This window comes from Flavobacterium daejeonense DSM 17708 (genome assembly GCF_000425425.1).
Taxonomy (GTDB): Bacteria; Bacteroidota; Bacteroidia; order Flavobacteriales; family Flavobacteriaceae; genus Flavobacterium; species Flavobacterium daejeonense.
This window is the reverse complement of sequence record NZ_AUDK01000003.1, coordinates 107,942-133,947: the sequence shown is the minus strand read 5'-3', so window position 1 is coordinate 133,947 and position 26,006 is coordinate 107,942. Positions and strand designations below refer to the sequence as shown.

The window sequence follows — 26,006 nt, the reverse complement described above, 5'->3', positions numbered from 1 at the left end:
AATAATAAATTTTGGGAGAAATATTGCCCTTTGGATTGTTTTAGAATTTCTGTTATCGTCTGCAAAAAAAGCCGCTAAGCGATATTCCTCAGCCAAATATGATTTTGCTCATGTTTTTGGTTGTCAAAGTTAATTTAGTTGATATAATTGTTAATGTTTATTGCCAAGCCGTTTCAGTGCCGAAATTGAAACAGCTTTATGCACAATGGAATAAGCCCAATAGACACCGCTACAAAAATGGCAACTCGTACATAGTTTAATGTCTGCCAAAGCGAGGTTCGGTTTATCAGGTCTTTTGCCAATGATGGCGTTTCGGCTACCTTTTGAAAATCAATAATGTTTGGAGCAAAATAGGAAAGCGTCCACACTCTTACAGCAAAATGAACAGCAAATAAGATAAGCAACCAATTTCTAATAGGGTCTATTTTCCAGCTGAAAATAATGGCAAGGATGAAAGTAACTTCGTGTATTGAGTGACAGATAATCCAAAAGTTTTTCAGGCTTGCTCCCTTCCCGTCCAATAAGAGATTGAAGTTGTCAGGTGGTGATGCTGTCCATTTAGGAACAAACACAAGTGTTTCAAAAATTTGTGCTCCATTCATTAAGAAATAAACGAGCGTGGTAATGCAAAGCCATAGTTCGGCTCTTGTTAAGTATGCTACTGTTAGATTTTCCATTTTAACCATTTTATTTATTATTTAGATTATTGGTTGTTTCATTCATTATTACGGTCGCTTCAGTAAAATATCGCTTGATAATTTGGATTTCCTTTTCCGAAAATGTGGCGAGTAAGTCAGTAGTTTTTCGCTGCAACTCACTAAAAATCGGTTGTAATAGTTTCATACTATTTTCCATATTGGGAATGATGATTACTTTCCGCCTATCATCTTTAGTGAACTGTCTTTTTAGAAGTTTCTTTTTTTCCAAACGATCAATTAAACCAGTAACAGCACCTCCTGTCAATCCTGTAAGTTTTGAAATGTCGCCTGCCGTAAGTTGGTCGTGTTGCAGAATAAGCCCCAAATATTTATGATCTGAACCTGTAAGCCCTGCTTTGCGTGCAATTGCTTCGTGCATAAAAATCGAGGCATCCGAATATTTTCGGCTTGCTACCCTAAATTGCTGGATAATATCATTGGGATTATTTTCATTCATTTGCTAAATATTTCAGTTGCTAAAATAAATAAAATTTTCCTATAAATACGATAGTCTAAGAAATAATTGAAAAATCTGTCTTATCTCAAACAAAAAATCGGATAACCTTTTGGGCTATCCGATTTGCTTGTAAAATGTATGCTGAAATAATTATCTGCGTTGGGTAGGTTGCTCGGTTGTTACTTCAGGCTGCTGTTTCTCCTTTTTCTCACGGGAATAAACCCACAGCGATAACAGACCGAATATAATCAAGGCATAAGCTATCCATTTACCAACCCGTTCAATAAATTTAATGAAGACCGAACTTTCGTAAGAGGAAAAGCCCTCTGTCCCCATAGGACTACGCCTGTAAAATTTTCTGCGGTTAATCCAGTAACGCAAACCCAAGCCTACAACCACAAATATTATTCCTATTACCAATGATGATACCATAACAAAAACACTTTATTTCCAATGTTTGAATTTACGAAAAATATTTGTTTCAGCCTGTAAACGATGTGTACTAAATGCGAAAACGGCTTACCCATCAGATAAGCCGTTTTTTATAAAATGAAATACTGCTCTTAATCGCTACTGTTAAACTGAAAAGTTATCTGCTTTTCATTCCCGAAGCTGTCCGAAATCCAAACATCAAAGGACTGCGATACGGCAGATGTTGAAGTGTAATACAACCGGAACTGCTCCGTTGGTAATTGGTACAGGTCATTGGGCTGATATGGCGGTTCATTGTAGTATTGCAACGTTCCCTGTCCGTCAAACTGGAAGTAACGGAGAAAATACTGCGTGTTGCTGTAATTGCCTGTACGCTGTATGGTAATGCGTATTTCAACGGTCTGCCCGTTGGCAACATCTTTCGGCACTGGCATTACCTTAACCTCGAAAGGAAAATTGTTCTGTATTTCGAGGTCATAGTCTTTGCTGCAAGATACCAACATAACCGAAGCTGTGAGGATTGTCAGGAGTACATATAATGGCAGTAGCCCTGTCCTGAATTTATTGAATATTGCTATCATCGTTTTTACGTTTTAAAAGTTAAACCTTAATCCCACACCTGCCGATGGTCGGAACTGTTGTAAATCCGTACCCCAAAGGACTTTTGTACGCCCTTGCAGGACTAATACAAAACGGTCGGACAGGTACGTTTCAAAAGTGAGGCGACCGCCTGCTCCGTAGATAAAATTATCTTCGCTCAATATCTTCACACCATCGTACAACATCGCTTCGCCACGGTTGATGCTTTCGTAACCGACCACACCTGTTACGGCGAAATTCAGCGTGATGTTCTTTCGGGCATCGCCCAACAAGAAGAAGCTGTAACCGCCTTCTGCGGAATAGGTTTCCTGCGGTATGCGGAGGTCTTTATAGTCGTGGTATTGGTGGGTATATTCCAACGCCCAAAGCTGATAGTTACCATTCTTACCGTTTACGGTCATTGCGGCACTGATGTAGTAATCATTGCCGATTTTGTCATTGGATAATACGCCTGCACTTATTTCCAATCCTTTCTGTTTGGGCAGCATTCGTTGTGCCTGTACCACTGTGATACCTACTAAAAGTAGCATCACGGTATAGATATACTTTTTCATTTCTATTCTCTTTTTAGTTGTTATTTAAAATTTCAGGTGCATATCGCTAATCAATCGGGCTTTAATCAAATCCGAGTTTTCTACCTGAAGTGTTTGGTGTCTGCCACCGTTTTTCTCGAAAATCTCGATCAGCAATACCTTGTCATCGGCAATGGTAAACTGATCTAATAGGAACACATTCTGTTCGGTAGTTTGTCCTGAAATTTCCGTAAGTGGCTTATAGGTACGAAGCGGTATCATCGGGCGTTCTTGTACGACGGTACGTTTGGCAACTTTCTTATCTACTACTTTGAAGTTTACAAAATCAATCTGGAAAGGCACGTTGGTACGGTTTCTCAGTTCCGTATGGAAATAGTATTTGCCGTTGTGTATGTAAATGCCTTTGAGCATAAATTGTATGCCGAAACTCTTAGCCCCGATATGCTTTACAATGCGCTTGTCTTTCTTGTAAATGGTTTCCAGTAACAAGCCTGCCAGTGAAGGCGAATTGTTGCCCAGTTCCTCGAAAAGCACATCGTTACCGTTGGCTTTATCGACCGCTTTTTGCATTGTGAGTAGGTCGTAGCTCAATGCCTCCGGGTAGGAACTGTAATACACATTGAAGCTGTAAAAACGTCCGTCATTGGTAATGACTGAAAAATTGGTTTCGGGTTCAAAATCCCTTACCGATGCTTTTACACGCAACACATTTTCCGCATCTTCCGCTTTCCCTGCAATCAGGTATTCGCTACCCAAATCCACATAGCGTATAGCGGTCGGGAAAATCAGGTGCGACGTTTTATCGTAGGTAACTTCCATACGGTACGGTTCTATCTTGCCCAATGCAAGCGGTGTTTTCGCAGTTGCACTATCCTGTGCATAAGTTGTTACGGCAAAGACGAGTATCAGGGCAAGAGCCCAAAAAGTTTTTAAATGATTTTTCATTGTTTTATTTATTTGAGTTCAACATTATTTTTTAGATACAAGGAAGACCTGATGTCCTGCTTTTAGGGTAACTTTCGGTGTTCTTACTTTTTTGGCGAAATAGCCCGAAATACCTTGTACCACACCACGGCTAAGGTCTGCGGCAACCTGCTGTCCGGCATTCTGCGTGAGCATCACACTTGTTCCCCCTGTCTGGCTCATATTACCAGCCATTTCAGTAAGGGCATTCATTTCGGGCGAATACGGAACGTACAAGCCTTGTTGTCCGTCCAAATCGTAAATCGTTATATCCACCGGAATGATGTTGCCCTCCAGTTCTACAGAGGTAACTTTTAATTGTAGCCTGCCATTCTGGAATTTCGCATTAGCCGTTACAATTGTTCCTTTGGGAATGGTACGTTGAGGGGTTTGGGCAGTCTCCAGTAATCGTAAACGTACACCCGTTTCGCCAACTACTGTTTGGGCTTCGTGTACACATGCTTTGATACTGTTTTTAGGCTGTACTGCCTGCTCCGTAGAACCTGCGGTATAAAACCCACGGTTTTTTGTTTGGCTCCAATCGGCTGCAAAGGCACTGTCCGACGGCTCACGGTACAAGGCTGATACGATGTTTTTTCTTGTTGGTGTGAACGATACAAATTGCTCTTTTTGGTTAGCACCCGCAGCACCAGTAGTTGCGCCGTTGGCAGGAGCAGCATTTCCGGTATTGGCATTTTGCGGAAGATACTTTGCAGCCATTTCATAGGATTTCTCCATTAATTTGAGTTGGTCGTCAACGGTGGCCACAGGTGGCACATCTTTTTCCGACAACTTTGCTTTTAGTTCGTCCACTTGCTTACGCAATTCCATTGTTTCCGAATTGTTGTCCTGATAAAATGAACCCAATGTGCTTTGCGCATTACGGTAGCTGTTCAATGCCTGATTACCGTCTCTTCCTGTGTTTCTGTCACCATAGCTATTGTTTTCCTCATCTTCAGGAAGCTGCTCACCGGTCGGCTCTTCCTTGGTGTCGGTATTCCAATAGTCTGATAGTGTTGTAAGGGCATTGCGTTTTTCCTCGTCTTTGCGTTCGAGCATTTCCTGCTCGTAAGCCTTGCCCTTGTCGGCGGGCATTTCTGCTTCGGTAGCCTGTGGCACGGCATCATTCAGCCCGATGTTCTCAACTGCCTTTTTATCTTCAGCCGGTTTAAATATGAGGTACATACAGCCCACGAAGACAATTCCCATCAAGCCAAAAATGAGTGGCTTTTTGAGTTTTTCAGCTTTGTTCTGTGTACTGTCTTGCAGCACATCAGCGGTTTCTGCCGGGTTCCCCTCCGTCACCCGAACAACCGTTTTTTTGTTCTCATTTCCTTTCATAAATCTGATCTTTTAGAATTGTTGATAATGTGTCCTGCAATCTTGCAGGGCTTTCCTTTTTTTTGAGGACAGGGTTCTCGATATGCTCAATGACCATATCGTTACCGGACTTTGAGGTGTCGTACATCACTTTGCCAATGACCGCCACGGTAAGCAGCAGATACCCCACAAAGAAGTATAGCGTATATTTGTGCTGTTTGCGCAAGGGCAACGCTCGCCAACGCTCATCCAGCTTGTCAAAATACCTGTCCATATTTGCTCTTAATTTTTTCATAGCCTTACAGTTGTGTTGTTATAGCTTGAAACGCTTAGGACTTTTCTCAGGCTTTTGCTTCTGTTCTTCATTGACCATTGCAATTGCCTCCGCCGCTTTGGGTGCGGATATTATGGACAGACCCGTCAGTTCCGATTTTTTGAGCAATTGCCCGAAGCCGTCTTTTCTGGCTACCTCCATTCTGTCCAGGGAAAATTTACCATTAAGGTATTTTACCCACATACTACATTCTACACGGGGCTTGTCATCGCCCGACCATTGCAGGTAGCCTGTCACCAGCAAATCTTGCTTAGGCAAACTGTCTGCACCTTTTTGACAGCTTTCGAGATAGTCACTGATGCTGTCTTTCAACTTTCCGGCATACGCACCCTGCGTATGGAAATAACCGTTATATCCTTTATCGGTAAGGATTTTTGCGAACGTGTTTAAATCTGATAATGCTTCCATAAAATTGTTTTTAGCGTTCGATAACTTCGATATCCTTGTTTTCCAACACTGCGAACTTTTCGATGTTAAATCCTTGCGGATTGTTGTCAGAGCGAACAGAGTTGACGAGATAGCAGGAAGTGATCAGGTTACGCCTGGTCACGTTGCTCGAACGGATGATGAATTGTTTGGCATAGGTACGCACCGCATAAGGATAGTTGTCGAAGTTGCAAACTACACTGTCTACCTCTATACGCTGCTGTACGTTCCCTGAAATGATACGGCTGTAATAACCCTTTTCCGACAAGTCTTTGTAATAGTCGAAAGCACTTTTATCGGCAAGGTTGAATGCCCTGCTCATATTGCTTTCGATAGCGTTCTTGTCAGGTGCAAGCGTGAAGAACAGTTCGTGAAATCGTCGGACGTGTTCCCTCGCTTCCACGGGACGGTTGATGCTCGCATCCTGCGACAAGGCAAGCATCAGGGATTTGCCATTATCCAGTACGTAGATCTTTTGGCGTTGTTCTTCTGCAAAGCGGTAGGAACGCCATACAGCATATCCTACCACGCCAATGCAGAGAACCGCAAACACAATGGCATATAATCTTATCTGCCTAAAGCTGTTTTCAATATTTCTTAGCGTTTTAAATTCCATTTTTTTGAATGATTAATTGTTTATTTATTCATGAGCCTGCCACCGATGTTTCCAACGGTTGAACCAGCCCCGGCTCCGGCAATGTTTCCTGTTTTCATTGCCGCTTGGTTTACGTTGCGGGTAAAGTTCCCTGCGCCCCCGGCTTGGATTACCCAGCCCGTCACTGTCGGTATTGTGAAATATCCGATAATGCCGATAATCATAAAAATGATATACACGGTATTGGAAGTGTCGGGGATAAAGGTTGGGTCAGACAGCTTTTGGATGTCCCTTTCAATAATCAGGGATTGTATTCTTGCCAGCATCGAACTGAATAAATCCGAAACAGGAAGCCACAGATATACACTGACATACCTCGTGAGCCATTGCGTGAGCGTGGACTGAAAACCGTCCCACACGCTTATCGCAAAGGCTATTGGCCCGAGTATGGACAAGACGATTAGAAAAAAGGTTCGTATGGTATCAATGACCAAAGCAGCCGCCTGAAAAAGTATTTCCAGCAAATTGCGAAACCAATCCTTTATGGCTTTTTCTATCTTATAGGCTTGCCTGTCCATATACATCCCTGCCATTGTACCAATGTCGGATGGCGACCAGCCCAATTCGTCCAGCTTCTTATCGAACTCTTCGTCCGATACCATATAGGCGGTTTCAGGATTTCGTACCATTGCCTCGTATTCCAATTGGTCTTTCTGCTGTTGGAGCTTGTTCAGGTCAAGCACCTGGTCTTCGAGTATTTGGTGGGTTCCGGTCACTACCGGGCTTAATACCGCATTGATTGTTCCCAAAACGATGGTCGGAAAGAACATAATGCAAAGCCCCAAAGCGAACGGGCGCAGCAATGGGAACATATCAATAGGTTCGGCACGGCTTAAAGCCTGCCAAACCTTTAATGCCACATAGAACAACGCTCCCAATCCCGCCAATCCCTTAGCCACTGCCGCCATATCGCCTGCAAGCGGCATCATATCGTCATAAAGCGAACGCAGGAGTTCGTGAAGATTATCCCATTCCATAGTTTACCAGTATTTTTGGTTAGCAGTTCCGTAGAGGTCAAGCACTCTTTGGGTATCGTTTTTCTTTTTCGCTCTTAGGTAGCTCACAGATATGTTTTTGTTGGTGTAGTAGCGTACAAGGCTGTGGTAATCCTTAACCTCTTTGTACACACGGTCAATAATATCCATACGCTCCTTGTCGTTCAGCGAAAGGCTTGAAGAGGTTATGATCTGCTTCAATTCTTTCAGCAGTTCGGTGCTCTCATTGAGCAGTGCCGAATATCCATTGCCGATGGCGACCAATTCCTGCGGTGTGAAATTTGGGTCGTTCATCATCTTGCCAAAATTCTGAACGTACATTTCCGATACATTACCTGCCAGCAAAACTGTTTGCTGTACTTTGCGGGCATCTTTCACAAGGTTGTTGATCGCTTTCAGCTTGTCGTAATACTCCTTGCCCTGATCATACACTTTCTTTACTTCATTGAAGTTCTTTACGACATTACTCACAGTCGAAGAAGTCTGTATGATTTCGTTCGCAGAGTTGATAATCCCTGAAGCCAGGTTTGCAGGATCGGTTACAACCCACTGGGCTTTTGCTGACGGTGCTACGGCAAGCATCAGCGCCGTACACACCAGATACAATACTTTTTTCATTGTTTCTAATTTTAAAATGTTAATGACTATTGATTTGCTTTATCACGCCTTTGCATAGCGATATGCTTGATGGCGAGTTCGACGTTTCCGTCCAGTTCGGAAGCGAGCTGCATCACTTCCATCTTTTCGGCTTCTTCCGTGGTGTATGCGAGATACTCCTCCAAACTAACTTCGGTGGCATAGACTGCCGAGTGCGTACCACCTAAGCCGATCCAAACCTCTTTGTACAATCGGCTTGGATCGTTATTCATATTGATGGAAAGTACCTGTCCTTTCTCTTTGTCTGTCAATCCGAGCATTGCCTGTATATCATCGAACTTGTTCATATACTTGCGCTGGTCTAATAGGATCTTGCAGTCAGAGTTATTGATGATACTTTCTTTCACAATGGGCGACTGGATGATGTCGTCCACTTCCTGCGTTACGACGATTGCTTCTCCGAAGAATTTTCTGACTGTTTTAAACAAATATTTTATATATTCCGCCATCCCTTCTTTGGCAATCGCTTTCCAGGCTTCTTCAATCAAAATGAGCTTTCTGATACCTTTTAGTCTCCGCATCTTATTGATAAACACCTCCATAATGATGATCGTGACTATGGGGAAAAGGATTTTGTGATCCTTTATGGCATCAATTTCAAACACAATGAAGCGTTTGGAAAGCAGGTCTAACTGCTTGTCGGAGTTTAGCAGGTAGTCATACTCACCACCTTTGTAATAAGGTTCGAGCACGTTCAGAAAATTGGCAATGTCAAAGTCTTTTTCCCTGACCTGTTTTTCCTCCAGTACTTTGCGGTAATCACCTTGCACGTATTCATAGAACCCATTGAAAGAGGGATATGCATCATCCTGTTTAATACGTTCGATATAACCACTTACGGCATTCGATAATGCCACTTCTTCAGAACGGGTCGGCGGTTCATCATCACGCTTCCAAAGTGTCAATATCAAAGTCTTGACACTTTCCCGTTTCTCGATATCGAACACACCGTCATCAGTATAAAAAGGGTTGAAAGCAATTGGGTTGTCTTCTGTATAAGTGAAGTAAACACCGTCTTCGCCTTTAGTTTTTCCTTTGATGAGTTCACATAAACCCTGATAGGAATTACCTGTATCTACGAGTAAGACGTGAGCGCCTTGTTCGTAGTATTGCCTTACCATATGATTTGTAAAGAATGATTTGCCTGAACCCGATGGACCAAGTATAAACTTGTTCCGGTTCGTGATAATCCCACGCTTCATCGGCAGATCGGAAATATCCAGATGAATTGGTTTTCCTGTGAGCCTGTCAGCCATCTTGATACCGAATGGCGAAGGCGAATTGTGGTAATTGGTTTCTTCCGTAAAAAAGCACAAGGCAGGTTCAATGAAGGTGTAAAAACTTTCTTCACTCGGAAAATCACCTGCATTACCGGGCATTCCTGCCCAATACAAAGTAGCCACGTCCGTCGTGTTGTGCCGAGGCTTACATTCCATTAATGCCAAGGCACTACCGCAATCATTCTTTAACTGTTTTAGTTCCGTAGGGTCTTCCGACCACGCCATAATGTTGAAGTGCGCCCGGATAGAAGACAGCCCGAAGCTGTGGGCTTCGTTCAGATACTTTTCTATCCACTCTTTGTTGATTTGATTGGCACGGCTGTAACGAGCCAGTGAGTGCATATTCCTTGCGGACTTCTCAAACTTCTGGAGATTGGCTTCGCTGTTATCCAAAAACAAGTATTGGTTGTAGATGTGGTTACAGCTCAGCAACAATCCCACGGGTGCAGCAAATGACAAATGGCAGTCGCTACGGTCGGTAGACAATTTTTCAAAACGGGTGTCTGCTGATACCGTTGCTGGCAGGTCATCCGTATCGGACAAGGTGTGCAACGACAACCTTTTGTTTCCGATACGCACTTCTTCAGAACCCAATCCAATGTCCTGCATTGGTGTTCCTGCTTCTCTGGAAAGCGTAAGGTATTGCTCCAACAATCCCTGCTTTTCGTCCGTACCAATTATGCCTTCTTCAGTAAGGCGTTGTAGCGTTATGAAACCACTATCATTTACGATACGCTCAAACTGTGCCACGGCTTCCATAAAGTGGTGTATCGCTTCCTTGTCCCTGATTTCCTTTGGGATAAGCGAACCTTTGCAAAGCGAACTGAAGTTGCTTTGCATACGCATACGCTCTTTACTCGTCTTGGTTAGGAACAGGTAACAGTAGTGGTTTAAGAAAGGTCGCTCATTGAAATGGCGTTGGTAGGATTTAGCCAAAAAACTCTGGTCTTCCTTTGCCAGATCAGGAGCATAACTTTCTTTGATGTACCAATCCTGTTTGTGGATGACCGTAAAATCAGGCAAGGTCTTGATAGCCTTGTGCCAGGCTGAATGAATGGCTTCATATTCTGCTGAAGCCACCGTGAATAGTTCCGGCAAACGCACTTCAAAACAGGCGGTAATGTCTGCATCTTTGGAAAGAATGCAGTTGTTTTCTACTGCCAGTAAAGGAAACTTACTTTCCAGTGTGGTAGTCTTTGATACATTTCTCATACGGCATTCTGTTTAGGAGTGAATTTTAAATAGCGGTGTACAGGCTTGCGGCAGATGATGTATCTGGGATGCCGTTTATTGGCGGCTATCTTCATCAATCCGTGTTCGCCATACTTTCTGTTTAGCGAAAAAGTCTGCCACACAATGAGCGAAGCACCGCCCGCACCGAGAAAAAGGCAGATATAGGAATTAACCCCGGCCATGTATAAGATCATGACCAGGATAAGCGTTCCAAGCAATCCACCTGCGAAGATGAACAAGTATTGCGCTTTCAGCCCCTTAAATTCTACTGTCCTCCCAATGCCTTTGTTGATGTTGTAACTGTTCATAAGGCAAAAGATTAAAGGAAGAATGAACGCAGGATAGTAGCTGCTACGATCAGGAAAATACACGCACCGAACCAGCTTGCCGCAGTCTTGCTTGTATCAGGATCGCCCGAACTGAATTTGTTGTACACCTTAACGCCTCCGATTAGCCCTACTACAGCCCCGATGGCGTAAATGAGCTGGGTTGCGGGGTCGAAATAGCTTGTTACCATTTGAGTAGCCTCGTTGATACCTGCAGAACCGTTTCCCTGTGCGAATGCACCAATTCCTGACAGCACTGCCACGGCTGCCAGCAAAACTTTTTTTCTTTGTTTTTCCATAATTGAAACACATTAATTTGTTACTGTTTTCCCGCACCTTACGGGCTTTCGGGACAAAGGTGTTTCAGAAATCAAGGCGTTATAACAAAGTGGCAGTCAGAGGAATTGTTTGGCGGTGAGTGGCTCTGTCGAGAGTGTATAGACATAAAAAAACGCCAAACATTTTATTGTTTGACGTTTAAATATTTTAAAATTATATTGAGTATTATTCTGTAAATCTATTTACAATCTGATATCGTAATAATCTTCCAAAAACTCATCAATATTTTCCTGATTTGATTCATTCATTAAAAAATCTATCTCATTTTCTCTGAAATCTGGGATTCCAAAATTTTTAATGTAAGTTCCATTTAAAGAATAATATTCAGAGGAATACGGTTTGCTTGTGGTCTTTATATAATACCAAAACAAACGTGATTCTAAAATTTTCTTAACAAATTGCATTTCTTCCTCTGAATGTCCTATGATTGCTTGACCATTGTAAAACATTAAGTCGTCATCATTACTAATTAAGTAGCTTGGTATTCTGTCTGAAAATTTAGGAAAAAATAATTTATTTCCAACTTTTTCTAAAGATTGCGTTCTTCCAAAAGCAAACCATTTCTCATATTTTCCTTTTCCTTTATCTCTTTCAGCTAAAATCTTCTTTTTTACCTGTAAATATTCAAAAGCTCTAGGAAATTGTTCTCTTAATAAATCTTCTTCAATTGCTTTTGGCTTAACTTCATTATTATACGGGAACAAAACTTTTTCTCTTACTGCATCAAAATTGATATCTCTACTCAATTTATTTGAGTTTAAAATATCTTTGCAGATACCTTTTTCTATAGGATAAAGACTTCCATTTTGAAGATAAAAAAAATCATCATCTTCGGCTACTGGTTTGAAAATGAAAATATCGTTTTTTAGCGTAGCAATTCCATGTCTTGTTTTATATTTTTCTCCAAACGGAGTTCCAATTGCTTCAATGCGAGATATTAATTCATTGTCATTGAGATTCCAACCCTTTTTTGCATCAAGATTTCCGTAGTTTATCCTACTATATTGATTTCTATTAGTTGGTAATTCTTTGTTAGCAGATTTATAATATTCGATGTAATTCTGTTCTGCTTTTTCCAAAAAGCAAACACAAGTATAAGTACTTTTAGATTTAAATATTTGTTGGGTTCCAAAGTCTATAATTCTTATTGTAGCTCTGTTTTCTTCAAAATAGTTCCTTAAAGCTCTACCATTTAAACTTTTGAAAAAAGTGTTCATTGTGATATAACCAAGAATACCGTTTTCTGCAAGGTTTTCATAACCAATTTGAAAGAAAGGAATATATAAATCGGGATTACCCGAAGTACTAACTGTCCAATTTTTAATATTCTCTTTAGCTTCTATATCTAAGTTTCGTGCTGACACATACGGAGGATTTCCAACAATAATTTCAAATCCCTGAAAATCTTCATATATGTTGTTCCAATTAAAAACTAGAGCATCTCCAGTATGTATATTAAAATGAAATTCTCCCACATCTTCACCATCTGACAAAGCCAATAAACTTAATAGTAGTTTACTTCGAGTAACTGAATATTCTTGTATATCTAAGCCAAAAATTTGATTTTGAAAAATATATTGATAGCTATTGCCTGTTCGTCTTTTTAGTTCTCTTGCAGCTGTATATAAAAATCCAGAACAGCCACAGGCAATATCTGCTATTTTAGCATCCTCAATTCTATTACCTTCTCTACGGAAAGATTGAGCAATAATATATTCTCTGATTTCTGAAGGTGTATATATTGCCCCGTTGATTACTCTGTCAGAAGGGGAAATAACAAATTCAAAAAGTTCTATTAATGCTTCGGTATCAAATTTTTGAATTTCTTTTTTCAGTACAATTATGAATTCATTTAGATTTTTGAATTCATTTTCACTATCATCATTTATAATATAATTCTTAATGAAAAGATTATTTAAAACTCGAATATTATTAATACTTAAGTATGCAGAAATGATAAGCCTATCCACATCAAACGGTAGGGTGGAGTATGATTTTAGATATTTAAATATTTGCGTTTTCAATACTATTGGGCAGATTTTAAATATTTTAAGTAGATAGTAAATTCTTCTGCTAATTCACTGTGAATAATTCTTAAATCGTTTTTTATTTTGATATTCTTTGGATCCTTAATTTGTTCTTGTAGTTTCAATAGCCTTTCCCAAATTTCATCCAATTTCCAAATTAACTTATACCTAGACAAATTCAACTGTAACTTTGAAAACATATATTTTGCTTCCTTGGAACTGTCTTTTGGTATAATCGAACCGTCAAAATCTCTTTCGAAGTGATCATTAAAATCTATATCACATGGATCAATGTAGTCTCCTTCATCATCTGATTTGAGAATGTTTACGTAAGAACAGCAGTAAACTAAGTTCGAGTAATCTGTTGCTAATGCAGGATTTTTTGAAAATGGCTTAAAGTGATCAATATGAAATGTATTCTTACCACCAAACCAAAAATCTGGGCAATCTGTATAACCACATCTTGAATTAAAATCAATGGCCAAATAGGATTTAAAGCTTCTGTAACTTGCATAAGTTTTTGTACAAGTTCTTTTAGGACTGAGCTGTCTAAAATTACTTGCCATCTTCATCTAACTTTTTTAATAGTTGGTCAACCTTATTCAAAATATTATCAAGCCTATTAGAATTTGAAAGAGTTTTAAATTCAGAGGGTATTACACTTCTCCCGTCAATCGACTTTTCTAAAAAGTCATCGAGTTCTATGATTCTACTTTCAATTGTAATATCTGCATCACCTTTTTTTCTAACTTCTATTAGTTCAGATAATTCCCTCTTGTAACTTTCAATTCGATTTCTGTAATGTTCAATTTGACTTATAACTCTATCAAGAAATTTTGCTTTTGCATTACCTTCTTCTTTATTGTAAAGTATATTTTTGACATAAACAATATTTACGTCATTACTATTGTTAACTGCTTCGTCATCTAAGGCTGTCAAAACAAAGCTTGGAAAGTAATTGCGAACGCTTTGAAATTCTTCAACTAAATCAACGCCATTATAAGGCACATTATATTTAATATCTGTTTTAAGTTCATTAAGCCTGTAGTCTGAAATTATGGCGTCTGGGGCAATTTTAATTATATTCTCAATCATTTCCTCTAAATCAGCTAAAGGGAACATTGTTATAGGTTCCAGTTTAGCTTTTAAAGGAGATTTTTCAACAAACTCTTCGAAGTCTTCCAGTGTATCTTTTTCTTCGTCGATAAACAATATTTTGTACATATTTTATCTTTTATATTTAATCGGAAAAGTGATTTTTAATCCAAAACCTATTTCGGGATATAACAGGGCTACCTTTCCGTCATTTTCATCTACAATAGATTTGACCAACCACATACCTAATCCGGTTCCTTCTTCTTCCCCAGTTTGTTTATTTCTTCTTGTTGTAAAAAGTGGTTCGAAAATTTTTTCAGGATCAGAAATGTCTGGAGATAACCCAGGGCCATTATCATGATAATCAATAACTATCTCTTTAGAATTGCTGAAAACTTTTATTTTAATATTTCTTTCTCTTTCATCTTTTGAAATAATAAAAGCATCAATAGAATTAACTAATATATTGTTAAAAATGCTATCGATATCTATCTCAAATACCCTCATGTCTAATTCTTCAATTTCAGAAGTATCTAACAGTATTCCTCTATCATCAAAAACTGTACTCCAGTCATTTTTTAGATTTTCAAAGTAGGGTTTTAAGAATAATTGTTTTCTTTTTCTTTTATCTTTTCTAGTAGCACCTAACGAAAAATTTAGCCAATTTTGAAGTTTAGTATCTTGTTTTTTTATCCGCTCCAATTGTTTGAAGGGATTTTTACTATCTCTTAAATTCGCATATTCTTCTTCTGTTATTTTTTCAAGCATCAAGTCTTTCAGCTTATCTGTTCTTGAAGCTAAAACATCATTTAACTTGCTTAAGTCATGGCTGAAGGATGCTAGGACAATCCCACTACTTGCTAGAGCTCGTAACATCTTCTGTTCTTCTTTCAGCTTTTCAATTTCTTCATCTTTTCTGTCTAACTCACCAGCTAAAATTTCTTTTTCTTTGTCGGATTCGGATTCTTCTTCCTGTGCTTGTTCTCCTTGAGGGTTTGCATTATTAGAATCATTGGTCTTTTGTTCTTTTTTTGCTCTGCTCTTTGCTAAGATATCATTTTTTAATTTTTCAGCTTTTTGACGGTCTCTTTCTGGGCCATAAATAAAATCGTCATACTCTGACATTTCCCTAGCAATGTAAGCTCGATCTTTTTCAAATTCTGCGATTATCTCTGTTATTAACAGTGAGAATATCTGAAATATTTTGTTTTCCTGTAGTCCTTCACGGCTAGATTTATCTTCAAAATTGAGATTGGTCAATCTTGATATATTTATAGCTCCTGCAACATTATCAGGTTCTACTCTGTATCCTCCTTCTTTTTTTGCAACACTTGCAGGACTTTGGGTTTTTCGACTACCTAGACCAAGCCAATCAAAAGCAACGTTTTTTACTTCTCCATATGGTCTAACTCTAAAATTATCTCTAACTAACTTAATACCTCCAAATTTATTAAGCCAGTCTTTTCTACTGTTTGACATAAAGTTCTTGTTGAAAAACTTTTTAGCATCAATTGAATTAGATTGTCTTTTTAAAAAGTAGAACGTAAAATTAAATATGCCAATACTCTCAAAAATATTGTCCTCATCCACTGCTCCAAAACCCTTAAGCAACTGGTTAAATGAAGTTTCCTTTTCCCAATAACCTCTTAGAAAATCAGCCCTTTTGTAGTTTTGCTTTTGCATAGCTTCTCTCTCAAAGAATGCATTAGGAATTAACTCAACGTTATATTCATTTCTAAAAATTTTAATCTTTACATTTTGATTTTCATCAGCTGTAGCGACAAGTTTATAATCAAAATCATCACAAACTGAACCTAAAACTTCTCCATATTTGTGAGGTGTTAAAGAACTGAAAACAAAAATTTCAAAACCGCCTGCTTCTTTTGGCGGAACTAATACTTCTAAGTCAGAAAAAACTTGTTCTACAAAAAAATCTTCCCAGTTATCACGTAATTCTGTAATCTTTAAAATTGTACCATATTTAAAATCTTTTTCAGATTCTATTTTATTTAAATCAGTTTCAGGAATCTTTTTTAAAACTTCCTCTTTAATTGAATCCGTTTCTAAGCCTGTTAATATTGCACCAACTTTATCGATGGTTTTAAAATCACCTTCGAAGTCTTCCCAATTTACAACCCAGTTATATCCTTTGTTATTAGTTACCTTACCATCAATATCAGTATCTGGTTTATGAATTTCAGGTGCTGGATTAAATATAGTAGTCATTTCACATTTACTACCTAATTTATCTAATGCAAATCTTCCAATTCCTTTTGCACCTGATTTTACTCTTCCATTTTTTGTAAAGACTTCATTTGCTTTATTATCTGTACCAATTGTCATCCAGTGATCACGAATGATATTTTGAGTCATTCCTTCGCCAAAATCAATAATATAAAGTGCTGACAATTTTGAAATAGAATTTCTGAAAGAAGATTTTTTTTCTTCTGATAATTCTGCTTTTATTGTATATACATCTTCATTTTTTAAATAGATTTCATTTAAAGATTCTGTCGATAATCCTAGTTTAAGTAAACCACTGAAATGTGTTTCGTCTATTTCAGGTAGCAGAGTTGAAAATTTATTATCAAAGTAAACAATACAGACTTTACTATCCGCATCATAAGCGTTTTTTACAAGTTCGATGATAGCTCCTTTAGAGCTTGCTACATTCTCCCGTCCGATTAATCTTGCTGTTCTTGCAGATACTTTAAATGGGATAATATTATTATTGTTTTCTTCTCCCATTTATTTAATCATTGAAAAGGTTGGTTAGTTTAACGTCTAAGCTATCTGCTATTTTGACAAAAGTTTTAATAGGTGGTTGCACTTCATTAGTACACCATCTTGAAATAGTTGCTTCATTTTTACCTAATTTTTCTGCTAACCATTTACTACTTACATTCTTCTCTGCAAGCACAACTTTCAACCTATTAATTGCTTTTTTGCTCATAAAAATTGCATATTGTGTAAAGATATTGATTTTTTTAGTCTTTCTAACATACATCAAATTTTATTTCAACACAGAAAAAAGTGAGTTTGCTCACACAAAGTCACTAATATAAAAATCTCTCAAATCACTTATTCGCAAAGTGGAAAATCTATCTCTAGCTTTTGTGGAAAATCTATTGGGAATAGTTTAGTTGTTCTTTTATATAGCGGATTTACATTCTGCGACCTTTTCTTTTACTTACAGCACTTTCCTCTGGCTTAGGACTAATGGATGTTTTTTGCAATGCCTTCATCTCTTGTCCATTGTTACGCTTCACGGTTTCCGCGAAACGTGTCTGATGCCACGGTATTACTTTGGCTTCAAAATGCAGTTGCACTCCATGTTTTTTTAGATAGTCCGAACTATTCAAGTCACCTGCTTTGTTTTGGCCAATTGGGTCAAGGGTACGCTTTCCAGGAATTTGTACAACAATGAGGTCTTTGGGAATCTCCTTAACATTTAGGCTCACTTCCTGAAAGGTATGCGTCTTTTGATTGTAAGGAATGGTATAGGTGTCGTCTTTGTGCGAATAATAATGTTTGAGTTCGGAAAAGATGATGCCCCGTGACCAGATATCATCTTTAGGATGCAATTTGTCATTAAATAAGTCAATATAGAAAGTGTGCCCTGCAATATCTATCGTTGGGATAATACCTTTGTAAGCAATTTTATCGAACGCATCCTGATCAACCATCAGCTTGAAATCGTCCATTCCCGCCATAATATCTTCTGAAATGTTATGTTTCTTTGACATACCGGTTGGGTCGAGTTTTACGAAATCGGGTATCTCTGCTAATTTTGCTCCTGGTTCGGCGTATGTCGTCAAGCCCTTTGTGCTTGGGCTGTACCAAAATCTGTAGCCCTGTACTGCTTTTTCTTCCATATCGGATAGAGAAATTACATTTTTCGGATTGGCTTTTTCACGGAGTTCCAATTGATTTACATCCACTATAAATTCTGTTCCGAATACTTTATATGTCGGAAGTGCCCTTTGGGTATCTGTGGGTATCCTGTACAGATTGTCCTTTGGCTCGCTAACAATATATTCTTCTTTTGGCTGTAGTTGTTCGGCAACATTACGTTTTATATGCTCAATCACATTGGTATCTACCCACGGTAGGGTACGGGCTTCAAAGTGCATTTGCTTCACATCTTGATCAGTAATGCTATTGCCATGCTTTCTATTCCATCCCACTATATCCAATTCATACTGATTTGGAAACTGCACTATTATAATATCCGTAGGCAGTTCGGTCATTTTAGAAACATCGTCCTGTTGAAATTCGCGTTTTGTTGGATTATAGGGAATAACAAATGCCCTTCTGTCACGGTCGTAGTAGTCTTTTATTTCAGTAAAGTTTATGCCTTTGGATATAAAGTCGTCCTTTGGCCGTAGTTTGTCCATTCGTAAATCCACATAGAATGTATGACCTGCAATATCCAGAGTTGGTAGCATGCCTTTATTCAAACGCAGATCAAGCAAACTGCCCGGTTCTATATTGGTATTAGGCAATCCATTTTCCATATTTTCTTATTTTAAAAGACAAAGGGAAGTCTATACAAACTCCCCAATGTCAAAATCACTTAAATCACTTTTCCGCAAAGTGGAAGAACCGGTTTCCGTTTCAGATGAGAGTGTGCTATCCAAAAGCTCGGCAATTTTTCGGGATGCACCCTCAATGGAATTTTCCAGCAGGCTGAATAATTCAGTTCCCTGTAATCTTTGAACTATATCTACCGCTGTTTCCTTTTGTGATTGTTCCAAATTCTCTTTTTGGAGCAATGCACCGACGGAGCTTAGTTCTTCAAAGGTAACCCCCTGGGCAAGACTGTTATCGCCACCGGATATTCCGTACCTTTTCCATTCTTCTTCCTCTTCCTCCAAATCAGGTATATTTATGAAAACTTCGTCCAGTTCTTCCTGCGGAATTTGAATTCCGACGTTTTCATTCTCGTCGTATTCTATGTCTAAATTATCAGGGTTTATCTCCTGTTCCTCAATTTGGCTTTCATTGGCAGTGTTTGGCAGGGAGTGGCTTCTTACTGGCTTCGGCTGTCCCATAATATCGGGCAGGTTCGGATTGACTTTTTCCTGTTTTGGTTTTTGTTCCGAACTTTTTTTAATGACAATCTTGTCCTGTAAAAGAAGGGCAATGACTATCAGCAGGCATATCACAATTATTGTTTCCATAGCTTATAAAATAGGTTTGTACTTATCATTGAAACTCTTCGTAATCTGCTCGCCAAATTCCTGAAAATGGTAATCCAGCAAATTGTCCAAATAGCCGTATATGGTGATCTTGTCTTCGCCTATAACCTGTACAATGCGTGACATCTTTTCGTGAAAATCCGGTCGGATATAAACTGTTTTCCCGTCACGGGCATTGGTATCAGGTTTTTTGAAAAAGATACTTTCGTAGTCTGCTTCGTTTGTCCTTTTGGTTTTGCTCTTTTCTTTAACCGTAGGTTTTTCCTGTGCCAGTTCTTTAGGCTTAATCTCTTCTTTTTCGAGTTCTTGAGCAGTCGATTCAGGTGGAAGCTGCAAGCCCTCTTTTTTTACGCCATCTACCATCAGGTTCATCATAAGTTCCTCGTTAATATCAGGCGTGACTTTCTTTTTATTATCTTTCTCCATACGGCTATAATTGAATGATTTTTAAAAATTCGTCTATGAACAGGTCTAACTGACTGGCTTTCATCAAACGTTCATCGGGAGGCATTACGGTAGAACGGAAAACGGTTTTGCTGTCCGTTTCGCTTTCTTTGCGGAAGCGGGTGCTGTTCTTGATTTGGCTTTGCATCAGGCTTAACCCTAATTGCGCAATAAGCTGGTTATACACACTATATAAGGGTGTGCTTTCCCTGCCATCAACCTGGTTCCAAAACAGGTTAATGGTTTCTATTGACGTTTCCCCTTTTTTCATAATCACGTCTTGTAAAAGCTGTGTGAAGATGAGCGTACTTTCCATTACCACACGGTCTGCCGTGATGGGCGTAAAAATGTGGTGCATTCCTGCCAATGCTTTCAAAATGCCGGGCGTATTCACAGTTCCAGGTAGATCAAAGAATACCACATCAACCGGAACGGTAGAAGTGTTTACAAATTCGTGAGCCGCTTCCAATACGCTATCCGCTTTGTACTGCATAATGGGATAGGCTTTTTTGTTGATGGTCGTAAATTGTTTGTATGCCAGCTTTTTCAAAACCTCATTTTCCATTACCATTGCTAAGTCTCTCGTCTTCATTTTCATAAGACTGTGCTGTGGAAAATCCGCATCAAATACGGCGACGTTGTAACCCAATCGATAGTGCATCGTACTTGCAACAAGCGTTGTAAAGGTGCTTTTGCCTACACCGCCTTTTTGAGATGAAAAGGCGATAAATACTGTTTTGTGTTTTGCATTCATATTGCTGCTGTTTTTAATTATTTATATATCCATTTACCTATATCCATATATCCGCAATTACCTACCTCTGTACCACTGTATATAGGCTTGTCGCTGTGTGCATACTTATGTAGTTATGCAGGTAATGATGCACCAAGCTATGTACTTGAATACATGCTTATAGCTGTATGCAGGCAAGTATGTTAGTACCAGCAGACCTGTTTATTTATGTACCTGAATATGTCAGTACCTAACTACACAATCACGTATCTCAATAGGTACTTTTTTACATAGCTGATTGAGTACTTATGTTGTTACCTGCATACTTATCTATGCCCCTATATCTATCTGTTTGTAGGCACAAAGAAATGTAGATATATAGGTGCATCTATTACCGTGGCAGTGTTTGGCGTTCAAAGGCAGCGTTTGTCCGGGTATTGCATTGCAATACTCTTACGGGCAGGGCTTTACTTTGTAAAATGATTTTTATTAACCGATTTATGCAAAAGACTTTTGACAAATCAGAGGGTAACGGGAACGGCATCCAGCCATTTTTCCCTGTTACATTTAATCCGTCCCGCAGGGCGGATTTTTGTGTTCATCAGAACACGGCAAGTTGTGTTTTGAGCATCTCGGAATGATTTCCGATGCTCAAAACAACTTGCCCTTTGCAGGGGGCAGAAAACACCTTCCGAAGTCAGGGTTTTGTATGGATTTTAAAATGGATTAGTGATGAACGATAACGACAAAAAGCAATTGAAAAAAACCGGACGCCGCCCCAAAGAAGACCCGGCGACAATACGGTACACCATTTCCTTTAACGAGCAGGAACACGCCCGTTTTCTTGCCCTTTTTGATAAATCAGGTATGCAGGTAAAGGCACATTTCATAACGTCCTGCATCTTTGACAAGACCATAAAGACCATTCAGATTGACAAAGGAACGGTTGATTTTTATATGCGACTGACCTCTTTTCACAGCCAGTTCCGTTCCATAGGTGTAAACTATAATCAAATTGTAAAGCTGCTGTACAAGAATTTTTCCGAGAAAAAAGCCGCAACGTTCCTGTACAAACTGGAAAAACAGACGGCTGAAATGGCAATGCTGTGTCAGAAAATCATCCAAATAAGTGAGGAATTTGAAGCCAAATACCTGAAAAAATAACGGTAGAAATGATAGCAAAAATTGGAAGAAGCGCAAATTTATATGGGGCATTGGCGTACAATCAGCTTAAAGTTGAGAATGAAAACGGAAAGATTTTGTTCGCCAATAAGATAATTGAAACCGCCAACGGTCATTATTCCGTTGCACAATTAGCCCAATCTTTTGCTCCTTACCTCATCGCCAACCGCAATACCGAGAAACATACGTTGCATATTTCACTTAATCCCGACCCCAAAGATAATGTTAGCGATGATAAGTTTAGGGAAATGGCAGAACAGTATATGCGGGAAATGGGTTACGGCGAACAACCTTTTGTCGTGTTCAAACACACGGATATTGACCGCCGCCATATACACATTGTATCGGTTTGCGTGGACGAACAGGGCGTAAAGATTTCCGATAAATTTGAGAAAATGCGGTCTATGAATGTGTGCCGTGAACTGGAAAGAAAACACGGGTTGATACCCGCAACAGACAAAGAGCGCAACCAGACTGATAAGGTTTTCCGTCCGGTAGATTATCGGGCAGGCGATGTAAAGAGCCAAATCGCTTCGGTAGTTCGTCACCTGCCGAACTACTACCAGTACCAAACTTTAGGCGAATACAATGCTTTGCTTTCCCTATTCAATATTACCGCCGAGAAAATCGAGGGCGAATTGCAGGGAAAAATGAAGCAGGGCTTATTATATATTCCGTTAAATGAAAAAGGCGAAAGAGCCGGGCATCCGTTCAAGGCTTCGTTGTTCGGAAAGAGCGCAGGGCTTCCGGCTTTGGAATTGCATTTTGCGAAATGCAAAACCGCTTTGAAAGACAGCCCGAGCAAACAGACCCTAAAATCTGCCGTTACCATAGCCCTGAAAGCCACGAGCGATGAACAGGAATTTAAAAAGCAGTTAGCAGAACAGGGCATTAACGTAGTCGTGCGTCGGAATGATACAGGTCGTATTTATGGTATCACATTTATTGACCACAATTCCAAAGCTGTTTGGAATGGTTCACGTTTAGCAACAGAACTTTCTGCCAACACCTTTAGTGACTATTGGAACAATAATATCAAACCGGATATTAAAGAACCTGCCGTTTTAGAACCCAAACTATCCACATCAAATGATGCAGATCTTCCTGCGGAAGAACCACACCATTTGTTCGACTTCTTAACTACGGAAAAACACGAAGACGGTTTGATTGAAGCATTAGGAGGTTTATCACCCGAAGCCCAGGGCGAAGATTACGAAGAACAGGACTTTGCCAATAAGATGAGAAAAAAGAAAAAGCGCACACAAAAATAGTTGTTGAAGATTACATTTTTTACATTTGTAAAATAATTTTAGAGTAAATGAGCAAGGAAAAAGTTAATTATATTAGAGGTGATAAAGCTTTATTACATGATTTTGAAAGAGCGGGTATGTTGGTTCAAAAATTTAATCAGGCAGATTATAGCGATGACCTGCTTAAAAGAGATATACTAATAGAATTGTTAGGTTCGAGCGGTGAAGGAATTTTCATAGAACATAATTTTCATTGTGATTTAGGATATAATATTCACGTTGGTAGAAATTTTTATGCTGGGTATAACTGTACTATTTTAGATATGGCTGAAGTAAGGATTGGAGACAATTGCCTTATTGCACCCAATGTCGGAATTTATACCGCAGGACACAATATTAATCCTGCTGACAGACACAAATCAGGTTATGCTTATCCTATAACTATTGGAAATAACGTTTGGATTGGAGGTCACTCGGTTATATTGGCAGGGGTAACAATTGGTGATAATTCTATTGTAGCTGCCGCTTCTATGGTTAATAAAGATATACCTGCCAACTGTATTTTTGGAGGAAATCCGGCGAGAAAAATAAAGGACATTGATAATTATTAAATTGTCAAATCATCTTGCTCAATGTTATCTTGTTTTACTGAATTTAGCTATATTGAATTGTTGCAATCAATTATTGATTTGTAGATGATAATTATAAGAAATACACAGCGATAATGCGTAAAGACATTATTTACTACGGTTTTAAAAATGGTCTGCCTCAAGAATTTGAGATAGTGGATTTGGAGGAACTCTACAAAGAATTTAAAGACACTTTAACGACCACACATAGAACAGGATTTTATCATATCATTTGGTTCCAACACGGATGCCCGTTACATTTAGTAGACTTCAACCCTATTGAGATAAAGCCTAATACTTTACTTTTTTTGAACAAGGACACAGTTCAGCAGTTTGACAAAACAACAAAATTTAGTGGAAAGGCTATTTTATTTACTGATAGTTTTTTCTGTCAGACGGAAGCCGATACTAAGTTTTTGCGCAATAGTATTTTGTTTAATGATTTGTTTTCTATTTCTCGAATTGAGATAACGAAGTATCTGGATTTATTTGCTAATATATTACAGCAAATGACGGACGAGCTACAAAACACAAAAGACAATTCCCAAACAGACATACTACAGAATTTGCTTCATAACTTCTTGCTTCATGCTGAAAGAGAAAGACGCAAACAAAACTTCTCAGAGATAAAAAAAGATGCCAACCTTGATTATGTGCTATTATTTAAAGACCTCTTAGAAGTAGAGTACAAAGACCAAAAGCAAGTCAATTATTACGCAAGGCAAATCATTATCACTGAAAAGCGTTTGAACATAGCCACTACAAAAGTTTTGGGCAAATCGCCCAAAGAACTTATCGACGAACGCATACTTTTAGAAGCCAAAAGAATATTAGCCCATACCACCGAAAGTGTTAAAGAAATTGCCTACTATTTAGGATTTGAAGAACCCACTAATTTTATCAAATATTTCAAAAAACACTTGGCAGTTACGCCAATTGAGTTCAGGGAAAAGAACACAATGGCGTAAAAGTATCATTCAAAGGCACATTCCTACCTTTTCCATTTTTACTGTTCGTCGCACTTTTGTATTGTAATAATAAATACAATAAAATGAACAAAATAATTTTAGGGGCGATGATATTTTTAGGACTTGGATTATCCATCTCTAACGCCCAGAATAAAATGACTGTTAAAACAAAAAAATCAGTAAAAATGGAAAACAAACAAAAAGTAGTAAGCTTATTAAAGGCGATTGAAACAGGGGCTACGGAACCTGTTGGGTACATTAATCCAAACCAATACATTCAACACAATCTGGGTATTGCCGACGGGCTTGCGGGGTTTGGAGCAGTATTACAAACCTTGCCTCCTAATTCAGCGAAAGTGAATACGGTACGTGCTTTTCAGGATGGTGATTTTGTATTTGCACATACAGAATACAATTTCTTCGGCCCCAAAATCGGGTTTGATATTTTTAGGTTTGAGGATGGTAAAATTGTAGAGCATTGGGACAATCTGCAAGAAACCCCCTCAAAACCAAACCCCAGCGGACACACAATGATTGATGGTGCTATAGAAATCAAGGACATTGACAAAACGGAAACCAACAAAAAGCTTGTAAGAAATTTTGTTGAAGATATTTTAGTAAACGGTAAAATGGAAAAATTAGCGGATTATTTTGATGGTGACAACTACATTCAACACAATCCAAATATTCCAGACCAGCTTTCAGGTTTAGGAGCAACACTTGAAGCACTAGCCAAGCAAGGTGTCTTTATGAAATATGACAAAATCCATAAAGTATTAGGGGAAGGCAACTTTGTCCTTGTCGTAAGTGAGGGACATTTCGGAAAAGACCACAATTCTTTTTACGATTTATTTAGAGTAGAGAATGGAAAAATAGCAGAACATTGGGATGTAATTGAACCGATTACCCCGAAAGAAAACTGGAAAAACAGCAACGGGAAATTCTAAGTACCTTCTGTGCTATAACATTTTTGTAGGCTGATGCTTTTGCATCAGCTTTTTTATGCAACCTAATCCCAGCGAAAAATACACCCCAGGAGCAACACATCAAGCCGGAGAACAAAGGGCTGTCGAACAATGACTGATGATATCTATATTAATGAAGTGTGCTTGTTTGAGGAAAGAAGGACATCATTAAATTAACTTTTTCAATACCGAAAAATACGAGTCCTGTTTGATTGAAGCATAGAGTGGCTTATTGCCTGAAGCAAGGTCGAGGATTACGAGGAA

Annotated in this window: 28 protein-coding genes; 5 read left to right on the top strand and 23 right to left on the bottom strand. The window is 38.8% G+C overall.

The genetic code is table 11. The features are described from left to right. Positions 1-173: 173 nt before the first annotated feature. The 23 genes from H599_RS0103975 to H599_RS0103860 form a co-directional block, all read right to left on the bottom strand. Positions 174-677: a hypothetical protein gene (locus H599_RS0103975; RefSeq protein WP_035141169.1), complete on the bottom strand. Its 504-nt coding sequence runs from the start codon at positions 675-677 to the stop codon at positions 174-176. A 10-nt stretch (positions 678-687) separates the two neighbouring features. Beyond that, positions 688-1,155 carry a MarR family winged helix-turn-helix transcriptional regulator gene (locus H599_RS0103970; protein WP_026712941.1) on the bottom strand — a complete coding sequence of 156 codons (468 nt, stop codon included), beginning with the start codon at positions 1,153-1,155 and terminating at the stop codon, positions 688-690. Between the two features lie 563 nt (positions 1,156-1,718). Beyond that, positions 1,719-2,168, bottom strand: a complete 450-nt coding sequence (locus H599_RS0103960) for a DUF3872 domain-containing protein (RefSeq protein ID WP_026712939.1) — start codon at positions 2,166-2,168, stop codon at positions 1,719-1,721. 12 nt (positions 2,169-2,180) lie between these two features. Continuing rightward, positions 2,181-2,741 (bottom strand): conjugal transfer protein TraO, encoded by a 561-nt coding sequence (locus tag H599_RS0103955; RefSeq protein ID WP_026712938.1) that lies wholly within the window; start codon positions 2,739-2,741, stop codon positions 2,181-2,183. A gap of 24 nt (positions 2,742-2,765) precedes the next feature. Further along, positions 2,766-3,665: a conjugative transposon protein TraN gene (gene traN / locus H599_RS0103950; RefSeq protein WP_026712937.1), complete on the bottom strand. Its 900-nt coding sequence runs from the start codon at positions 3,663-3,665 to the stop codon at positions 2,766-2,768. A gap of 24 nt (positions 3,666-3,689) precedes the next feature. Continuing rightward, positions 3,690-5,024 (bottom strand): conjugative transposon protein TraM, encoded by a 1,335-nt coding sequence (gene traM, locus H599_RS0103945; protein ID WP_026712936.1) that lies wholly within the window; start codon positions 5,022-5,024, stop codon positions 3,690-3,692. Beyond that, positions 5,011-5,298 carry a hypothetical protein gene (locus H599_RS0103940; RefSeq protein WP_026712935.1) on the bottom strand — a complete coding sequence of 96 codons (288 nt, stop codon included), beginning with the start codon at positions 5,296-5,298 and terminating at the stop codon, positions 5,011-5,013. The genes traM and H599_RS0103940 overlap by 14 nt, the downstream gene beginning before the upstream one ends. A gap of 18 nt (positions 5,299-5,316) precedes the next feature. Beyond that, positions 5,317-5,745, bottom strand: coding sequence for a hypothetical protein (locus H599_RS0103935; protein ID WP_026712934.1), 429 nt, complete (start codon positions 5,743-5,745; stop codon positions 5,317-5,319). A 10-nt stretch (positions 5,746-5,755) separates the two neighbouring features. After that, positions 5,756-6,379, bottom strand: a complete 624-nt coding sequence (gene traK, locus H599_RS0103930; RefSeq protein ID WP_026712933.1) for a conjugative transposon protein TraK — start codon at positions 6,377-6,379, stop codon at positions 5,756-5,758. Positions 6,380-6,399: 20 nt separating this feature from the next. Next, a complete protein-coding gene (traJ, locus tag H599_RS0103925; RefSeq protein WP_026712932.1) occupies positions 6,400-7,395 on the bottom strand; it encodes a conjugative transposon protein TraJ in 996 nt (331 codons plus the stop codon). 3 nt (positions 7,396-7,398) lie between these two features. Then, positions 7,399-8,031 (bottom strand): DUF4141 domain-containing protein, encoded by a 633-nt coding sequence (locus H599_RS0103920; protein ID WP_026712931.1) that lies wholly within the window; start codon positions 8,029-8,031, stop codon positions 7,399-7,401. Positions 8,032-8,057: 26 nt separating this feature from the next. Further along, positions 8,058-10,562 (bottom strand): TraG family conjugative transposon ATPase, encoded by a 2,505-nt coding sequence (locus tag H599_RS0103915; protein WP_026712930.1) that lies wholly within the window; start codon positions 10,560-10,562, stop codon positions 8,058-8,060. Further along, complete coding sequence (locus H599_RS0103910; protein WP_026712929.1) at positions 10,559-10,891, bottom strand: DUF4133 domain-containing protein; 333 nt, start codon at positions 10,889-10,891, stop codon at positions 10,559-10,561. Before H599_RS0103910 ends, H599_RS0103915 begins: the two co-directional genes overlap by 4 nt. A gap of 11 nt (positions 10,892-10,902) precedes the next feature. Further along, positions 10,903-11,208 (bottom strand): DUF4134 domain-containing protein, encoded by a 306-nt coding sequence (locus tag H599_RS0103905; protein ID WP_026712928.1) that lies wholly within the window; start codon positions 11,206-11,208, stop codon positions 10,903-10,905. Positions 11,209-11,430: 222 nt separating this feature from the next. Further along, positions 11,431-13,272: an Eco57I restriction-modification methylase domain-containing protein gene (locus H599_RS0103900; RefSeq protein WP_026712927.1), complete on the bottom strand. Its 1,842-nt coding sequence runs from the start codon at positions 13,270-13,272 to the stop codon at positions 11,431-11,433. A gap of 2 nt (positions 13,273-13,274) precedes the next feature. Beyond that, positions 13,275-13,841 (bottom strand): HNH endonuclease family protein, encoded by a 567-nt coding sequence (locus H599_RS0103895; protein ID WP_155960737.1) that lies wholly within the window; start codon positions 13,839-13,841, stop codon positions 13,275-13,277. Then, positions 13,831-14,499 (bottom strand): response regulator, encoded by a 669-nt coding sequence (locus H599_RS0103890; RefSeq protein ID WP_026712925.1) that lies wholly within the window; start codon positions 14,497-14,499, stop codon positions 13,831-13,833. Before H599_RS0103890 ends, H599_RS0103895 begins: the two co-directional genes overlap by 11 nt. Before the next feature lie 3 nt (positions 14,500-14,502). Next, entirely contained in the window at positions 14,503-17,118 is a 2,616-nt protein-coding gene (locus tag H599_RS0103885) for an ATP-binding protein (RefSeq protein WP_026712924.1), read from the bottom strand. 4 nt (positions 17,119-17,122) lie between these two features. After that, entirely contained in the window at positions 17,123-17,323 is a 201-nt protein-coding gene (locus H599_RS0103880; protein ID WP_026712923.1) for a helix-turn-helix transcriptional regulator, read from the bottom strand. Positions 17,324-17,534: 211 nt separating this feature from the next. Further along, positions 17,535-18,887, bottom strand: coding sequence for a hypothetical protein (locus H599_RS20240; protein WP_051590632.1), 1,353 nt, complete (start codon positions 18,885-18,887; stop codon positions 17,535-17,537). Positions 18,888-18,917: 30 nt separating this feature from the next. Beyond that, complete coding sequence (locus H599_RS0103870) at positions 18,918-19,553, bottom strand: hypothetical protein (protein WP_026712921.1); 636 nt, start codon at positions 19,551-19,553, stop codon at positions 18,918-18,920. Between the two features lie 3 nt (positions 19,554-19,556). Then, on the bottom strand, positions 19,557-19,997 hold the full coding sequence (locus H599_RS0103865) for a DUF3408 domain-containing protein (RefSeq protein ID WP_026712920.1): 441 nt from the start codon (positions 19,995-19,997) through the stop codon (positions 19,557-19,559). Positions 19,998-20,001: 4 nt separating this feature from the next. Beyond that, positions 20,002-20,769, bottom strand: coding sequence for a ParA family protein (locus H599_RS0103860; protein ID WP_026712919.1), 768 nt, complete (start codon positions 20,767-20,769; stop codon positions 20,002-20,004). A gap of 711 nt (positions 20,770-21,480) precedes the next feature. Here H599_RS0103860 and mobA point away from each other — a divergent pair. The 5 genes from mobA to H599_RS0103835 all read left to right on the top strand — a co-directional run bounded on the left by mobA (position 21,481) and on the right by H599_RS0103835 (position 25,724). Next, positions 21,481-21,912, top strand: a complete 432-nt coding sequence (mobA, locus tag H599_RS0103855; protein ID WP_026712918.1) for a conjugal transfer protein MobA — start codon at positions 21,481-21,483, stop codon at positions 21,910-21,912. 8 nt (positions 21,913-21,920) lie between these two features. Continuing rightward, complete coding sequence (gene mobB, locus H599_RS0103850) at positions 21,921-23,201, top strand: conjugal transfer protein MobB (protein WP_026712917.1); 1,281 nt, start codon at positions 21,921-21,923, stop codon at positions 23,199-23,201. A 47-nt stretch (positions 23,202-23,248) separates the two neighbouring features. After that, a complete protein-coding gene (locus H599_RS0103845) occupies positions 23,249-23,791 on the top strand; it encodes a sugar O-acetyltransferase (RefSeq protein WP_026712916.1) in 543 nt (180 codons plus the stop codon). Positions 23,792-23,904: 113 nt separating this feature from the next. Continuing rightward, positions 23,905-24,777, top strand: coding sequence for a helix-turn-helix domain-containing protein (locus H599_RS0103840; RefSeq protein WP_035141140.1), 873 nt, complete (start codon positions 23,905-23,907; stop codon positions 24,775-24,777). An 83-nt stretch (positions 24,778-24,860) separates the two neighbouring features. Further along, positions 24,861-25,724 carry a nuclear transport factor 2 family protein gene (locus tag H599_RS0103835; RefSeq protein ID WP_245600484.1) on the top strand — a complete coding sequence of 288 codons (864 nt, stop codon included), beginning with the start codon at positions 24,861-24,863 and terminating at the stop codon, positions 25,722-25,724. Positions 25,725-26,006: the final 282 nt, after the last annotated feature.

Excerpts from the sequence above, each read along its gene's own strand:
- traN (WP_026712937.1), bottom strand. The coding sequence starts at position 3,665 with ATGAAAAATCATTTAAAAACTTTTTGGGCTCTTGCCCTGATACTCGTC.
- H599_RS0103960 (WP_026712939.1), bottom strand. The coding sequence starts at position 2,168 with ATGATAGCAATATTCAATAAATTCAGGACAGGGCTACTGCCATTATAT.
- H599_RS0103970 (WP_026712941.1), bottom strand. The coding sequence starts at position 1,155 with ATGAATGAAAATAATCCCAATGATATTATCCAGCAATTTAGGGTAGCA.
- H599_RS0103885 (WP_026712924.1), bottom strand. The coding sequence starts at position 17,118 with ATGGGAGAAGAAAACAATAATAATATTATCCCATTTAAAGTATCTGCA.
- H599_RS0103975 (WP_035141169.1), bottom strand. The coding sequence starts at position 677 with ATGGAAAATCTAACAGTAGCATACTTAACAAGAGCCGAACTATGGCTT.
- H599_RS0103845 (WP_026712916.1), top strand. The coding sequence starts at position 23,249 with ATGAGCAAGGAAAAAGTTAATTATATTAGAGGTGATAAAGCTTTATTA.
- H599_RS0103940 (WP_026712935.1), bottom strand. The coding sequence starts at position 5,298 with ATGAAAAAATTAAGAGCAAATATGGACAGGTATTTTGACAAGCTGGAT.
- H599_RS0103880 (WP_026712923.1), bottom strand. The coding sequence starts at position 17,323 with ATGAGCAAAAAAGCAATTAATAGGTTGAAAGTTGTGCTTGCAGAGAAG.
- H599_RS0103910 (WP_026712929.1), bottom strand. The coding sequence starts at position 10,891 with ATGAACAGTTACAACATCAACAAAGGCATTGGGAGGACAGTAGAATTT.
- H599_RS0103860 (WP_026712919.1), bottom strand. The coding sequence starts at position 20,769 with ATGAATGCAAAACACAAAACAGTATTTATCGCCTTTTCATCTCAAAAA.
- H599_RS0103890 (WP_026712925.1), bottom strand. The coding sequence starts at position 14,499 with ATGTACAAAATATTGTTTATCGACGAAGAAAAAGATACACTGGAAGAC.
- mobB (WP_026712917.1), top strand. The coding sequence starts at position 21,921 with ATGATAGCAAAAATTGGAAGAAGCGCAAATTTATATGGGGCATTGGCG.
- H599_RS0103870 (WP_026712921.1), bottom strand. The coding sequence starts at position 19,553 with ATGGAAACAATAATTGTGATATGCCTGCTGATAGTCATTGCCCTTCTT.
- traM (WP_026712936.1), bottom strand. The coding sequence starts at position 5,024 with ATGAAAGGAAATGAGAACAAAAAAACGGTTGTTCGGGTGACGGAGGGG.
- H599_RS20240 (WP_051590632.1), bottom strand. The coding sequence starts at position 18,887 with ATGGAAAATGGATTGCCTAATACCAATATAGAACCGGGCAGTTTGCTT.
- H599_RS0103935 (WP_026712934.1), bottom strand. The coding sequence starts at position 5,745 with ATGGAAGCATTATCAGATTTAAACACGTTCGCAAAAATCCTTACCGAT.
- H599_RS0103920 (WP_026712931.1), bottom strand. The coding sequence starts at position 8,031 with ATGAAAAAAGTATTGTATCTGGTGTGTACGGCGCTGATGCTTGCCGTA.
- mobA (WP_026712918.1), top strand. The coding sequence starts at position 21,481 with ATGAACGATAACGACAAAAAGCAATTGAAAAAAACCGGACGCCGCCCC.
- H599_RS0103840 (WP_035141140.1), top strand. The coding sequence starts at position 23,905 with ATGCGTAAAGACATTATTTACTACGGTTTTAAAAATGGTCTGCCTCAA.
- traJ (WP_026712932.1), bottom strand. The coding sequence starts at position 7,395 with ATGGAATGGGATAATCTTCACGAACTCCTGCGTTCGCTTTATGACGAT.
- H599_RS0103895 (WP_155960737.1), bottom strand. The coding sequence starts at position 13,841 with ATGGCAAGTAATTTTAGACAGCTCAGTCCTAAAAGAACTTGTACAAAA.
- H599_RS0103955 (WP_026712938.1), bottom strand. The coding sequence starts at position 2,741 with ATGAAAAAGTATATCTATACCGTGATGCTACTTTTAGTAGGTATCACA.
- traK (WP_026712933.1), bottom strand. The coding sequence starts at position 6,379 with ATGGAATTTAAAACGCTAAGAAATATTGAAAACAGCTTTAGGCAGATA.
- H599_RS0103835 (WP_245600484.1), top strand. The coding sequence starts at position 24,861 with ATGAACAAAATAATTTTAGGGGCGATGATATTTTTAGGACTTGGATTA.
- H599_RS0103915 (WP_026712930.1), bottom strand. The coding sequence starts at position 10,562 with ATGAGAAATGTATCAAAGACTACCACACTGGAAAGTAAGTTTCCTTTA.
- H599_RS0103905 (WP_026712928.1), bottom strand. The coding sequence starts at position 11,208 with ATGGAAAAACAAAGAAAAAAAGTTTTGCTGGCAGCCGTGGCAGTGCTG.
- H599_RS0103865 (WP_026712920.1), bottom strand. The coding sequence starts at position 19,997 with ATGGAGAAAGATAATAAAAAGAAAGTCACGCCTGATATTAACGAGGAA.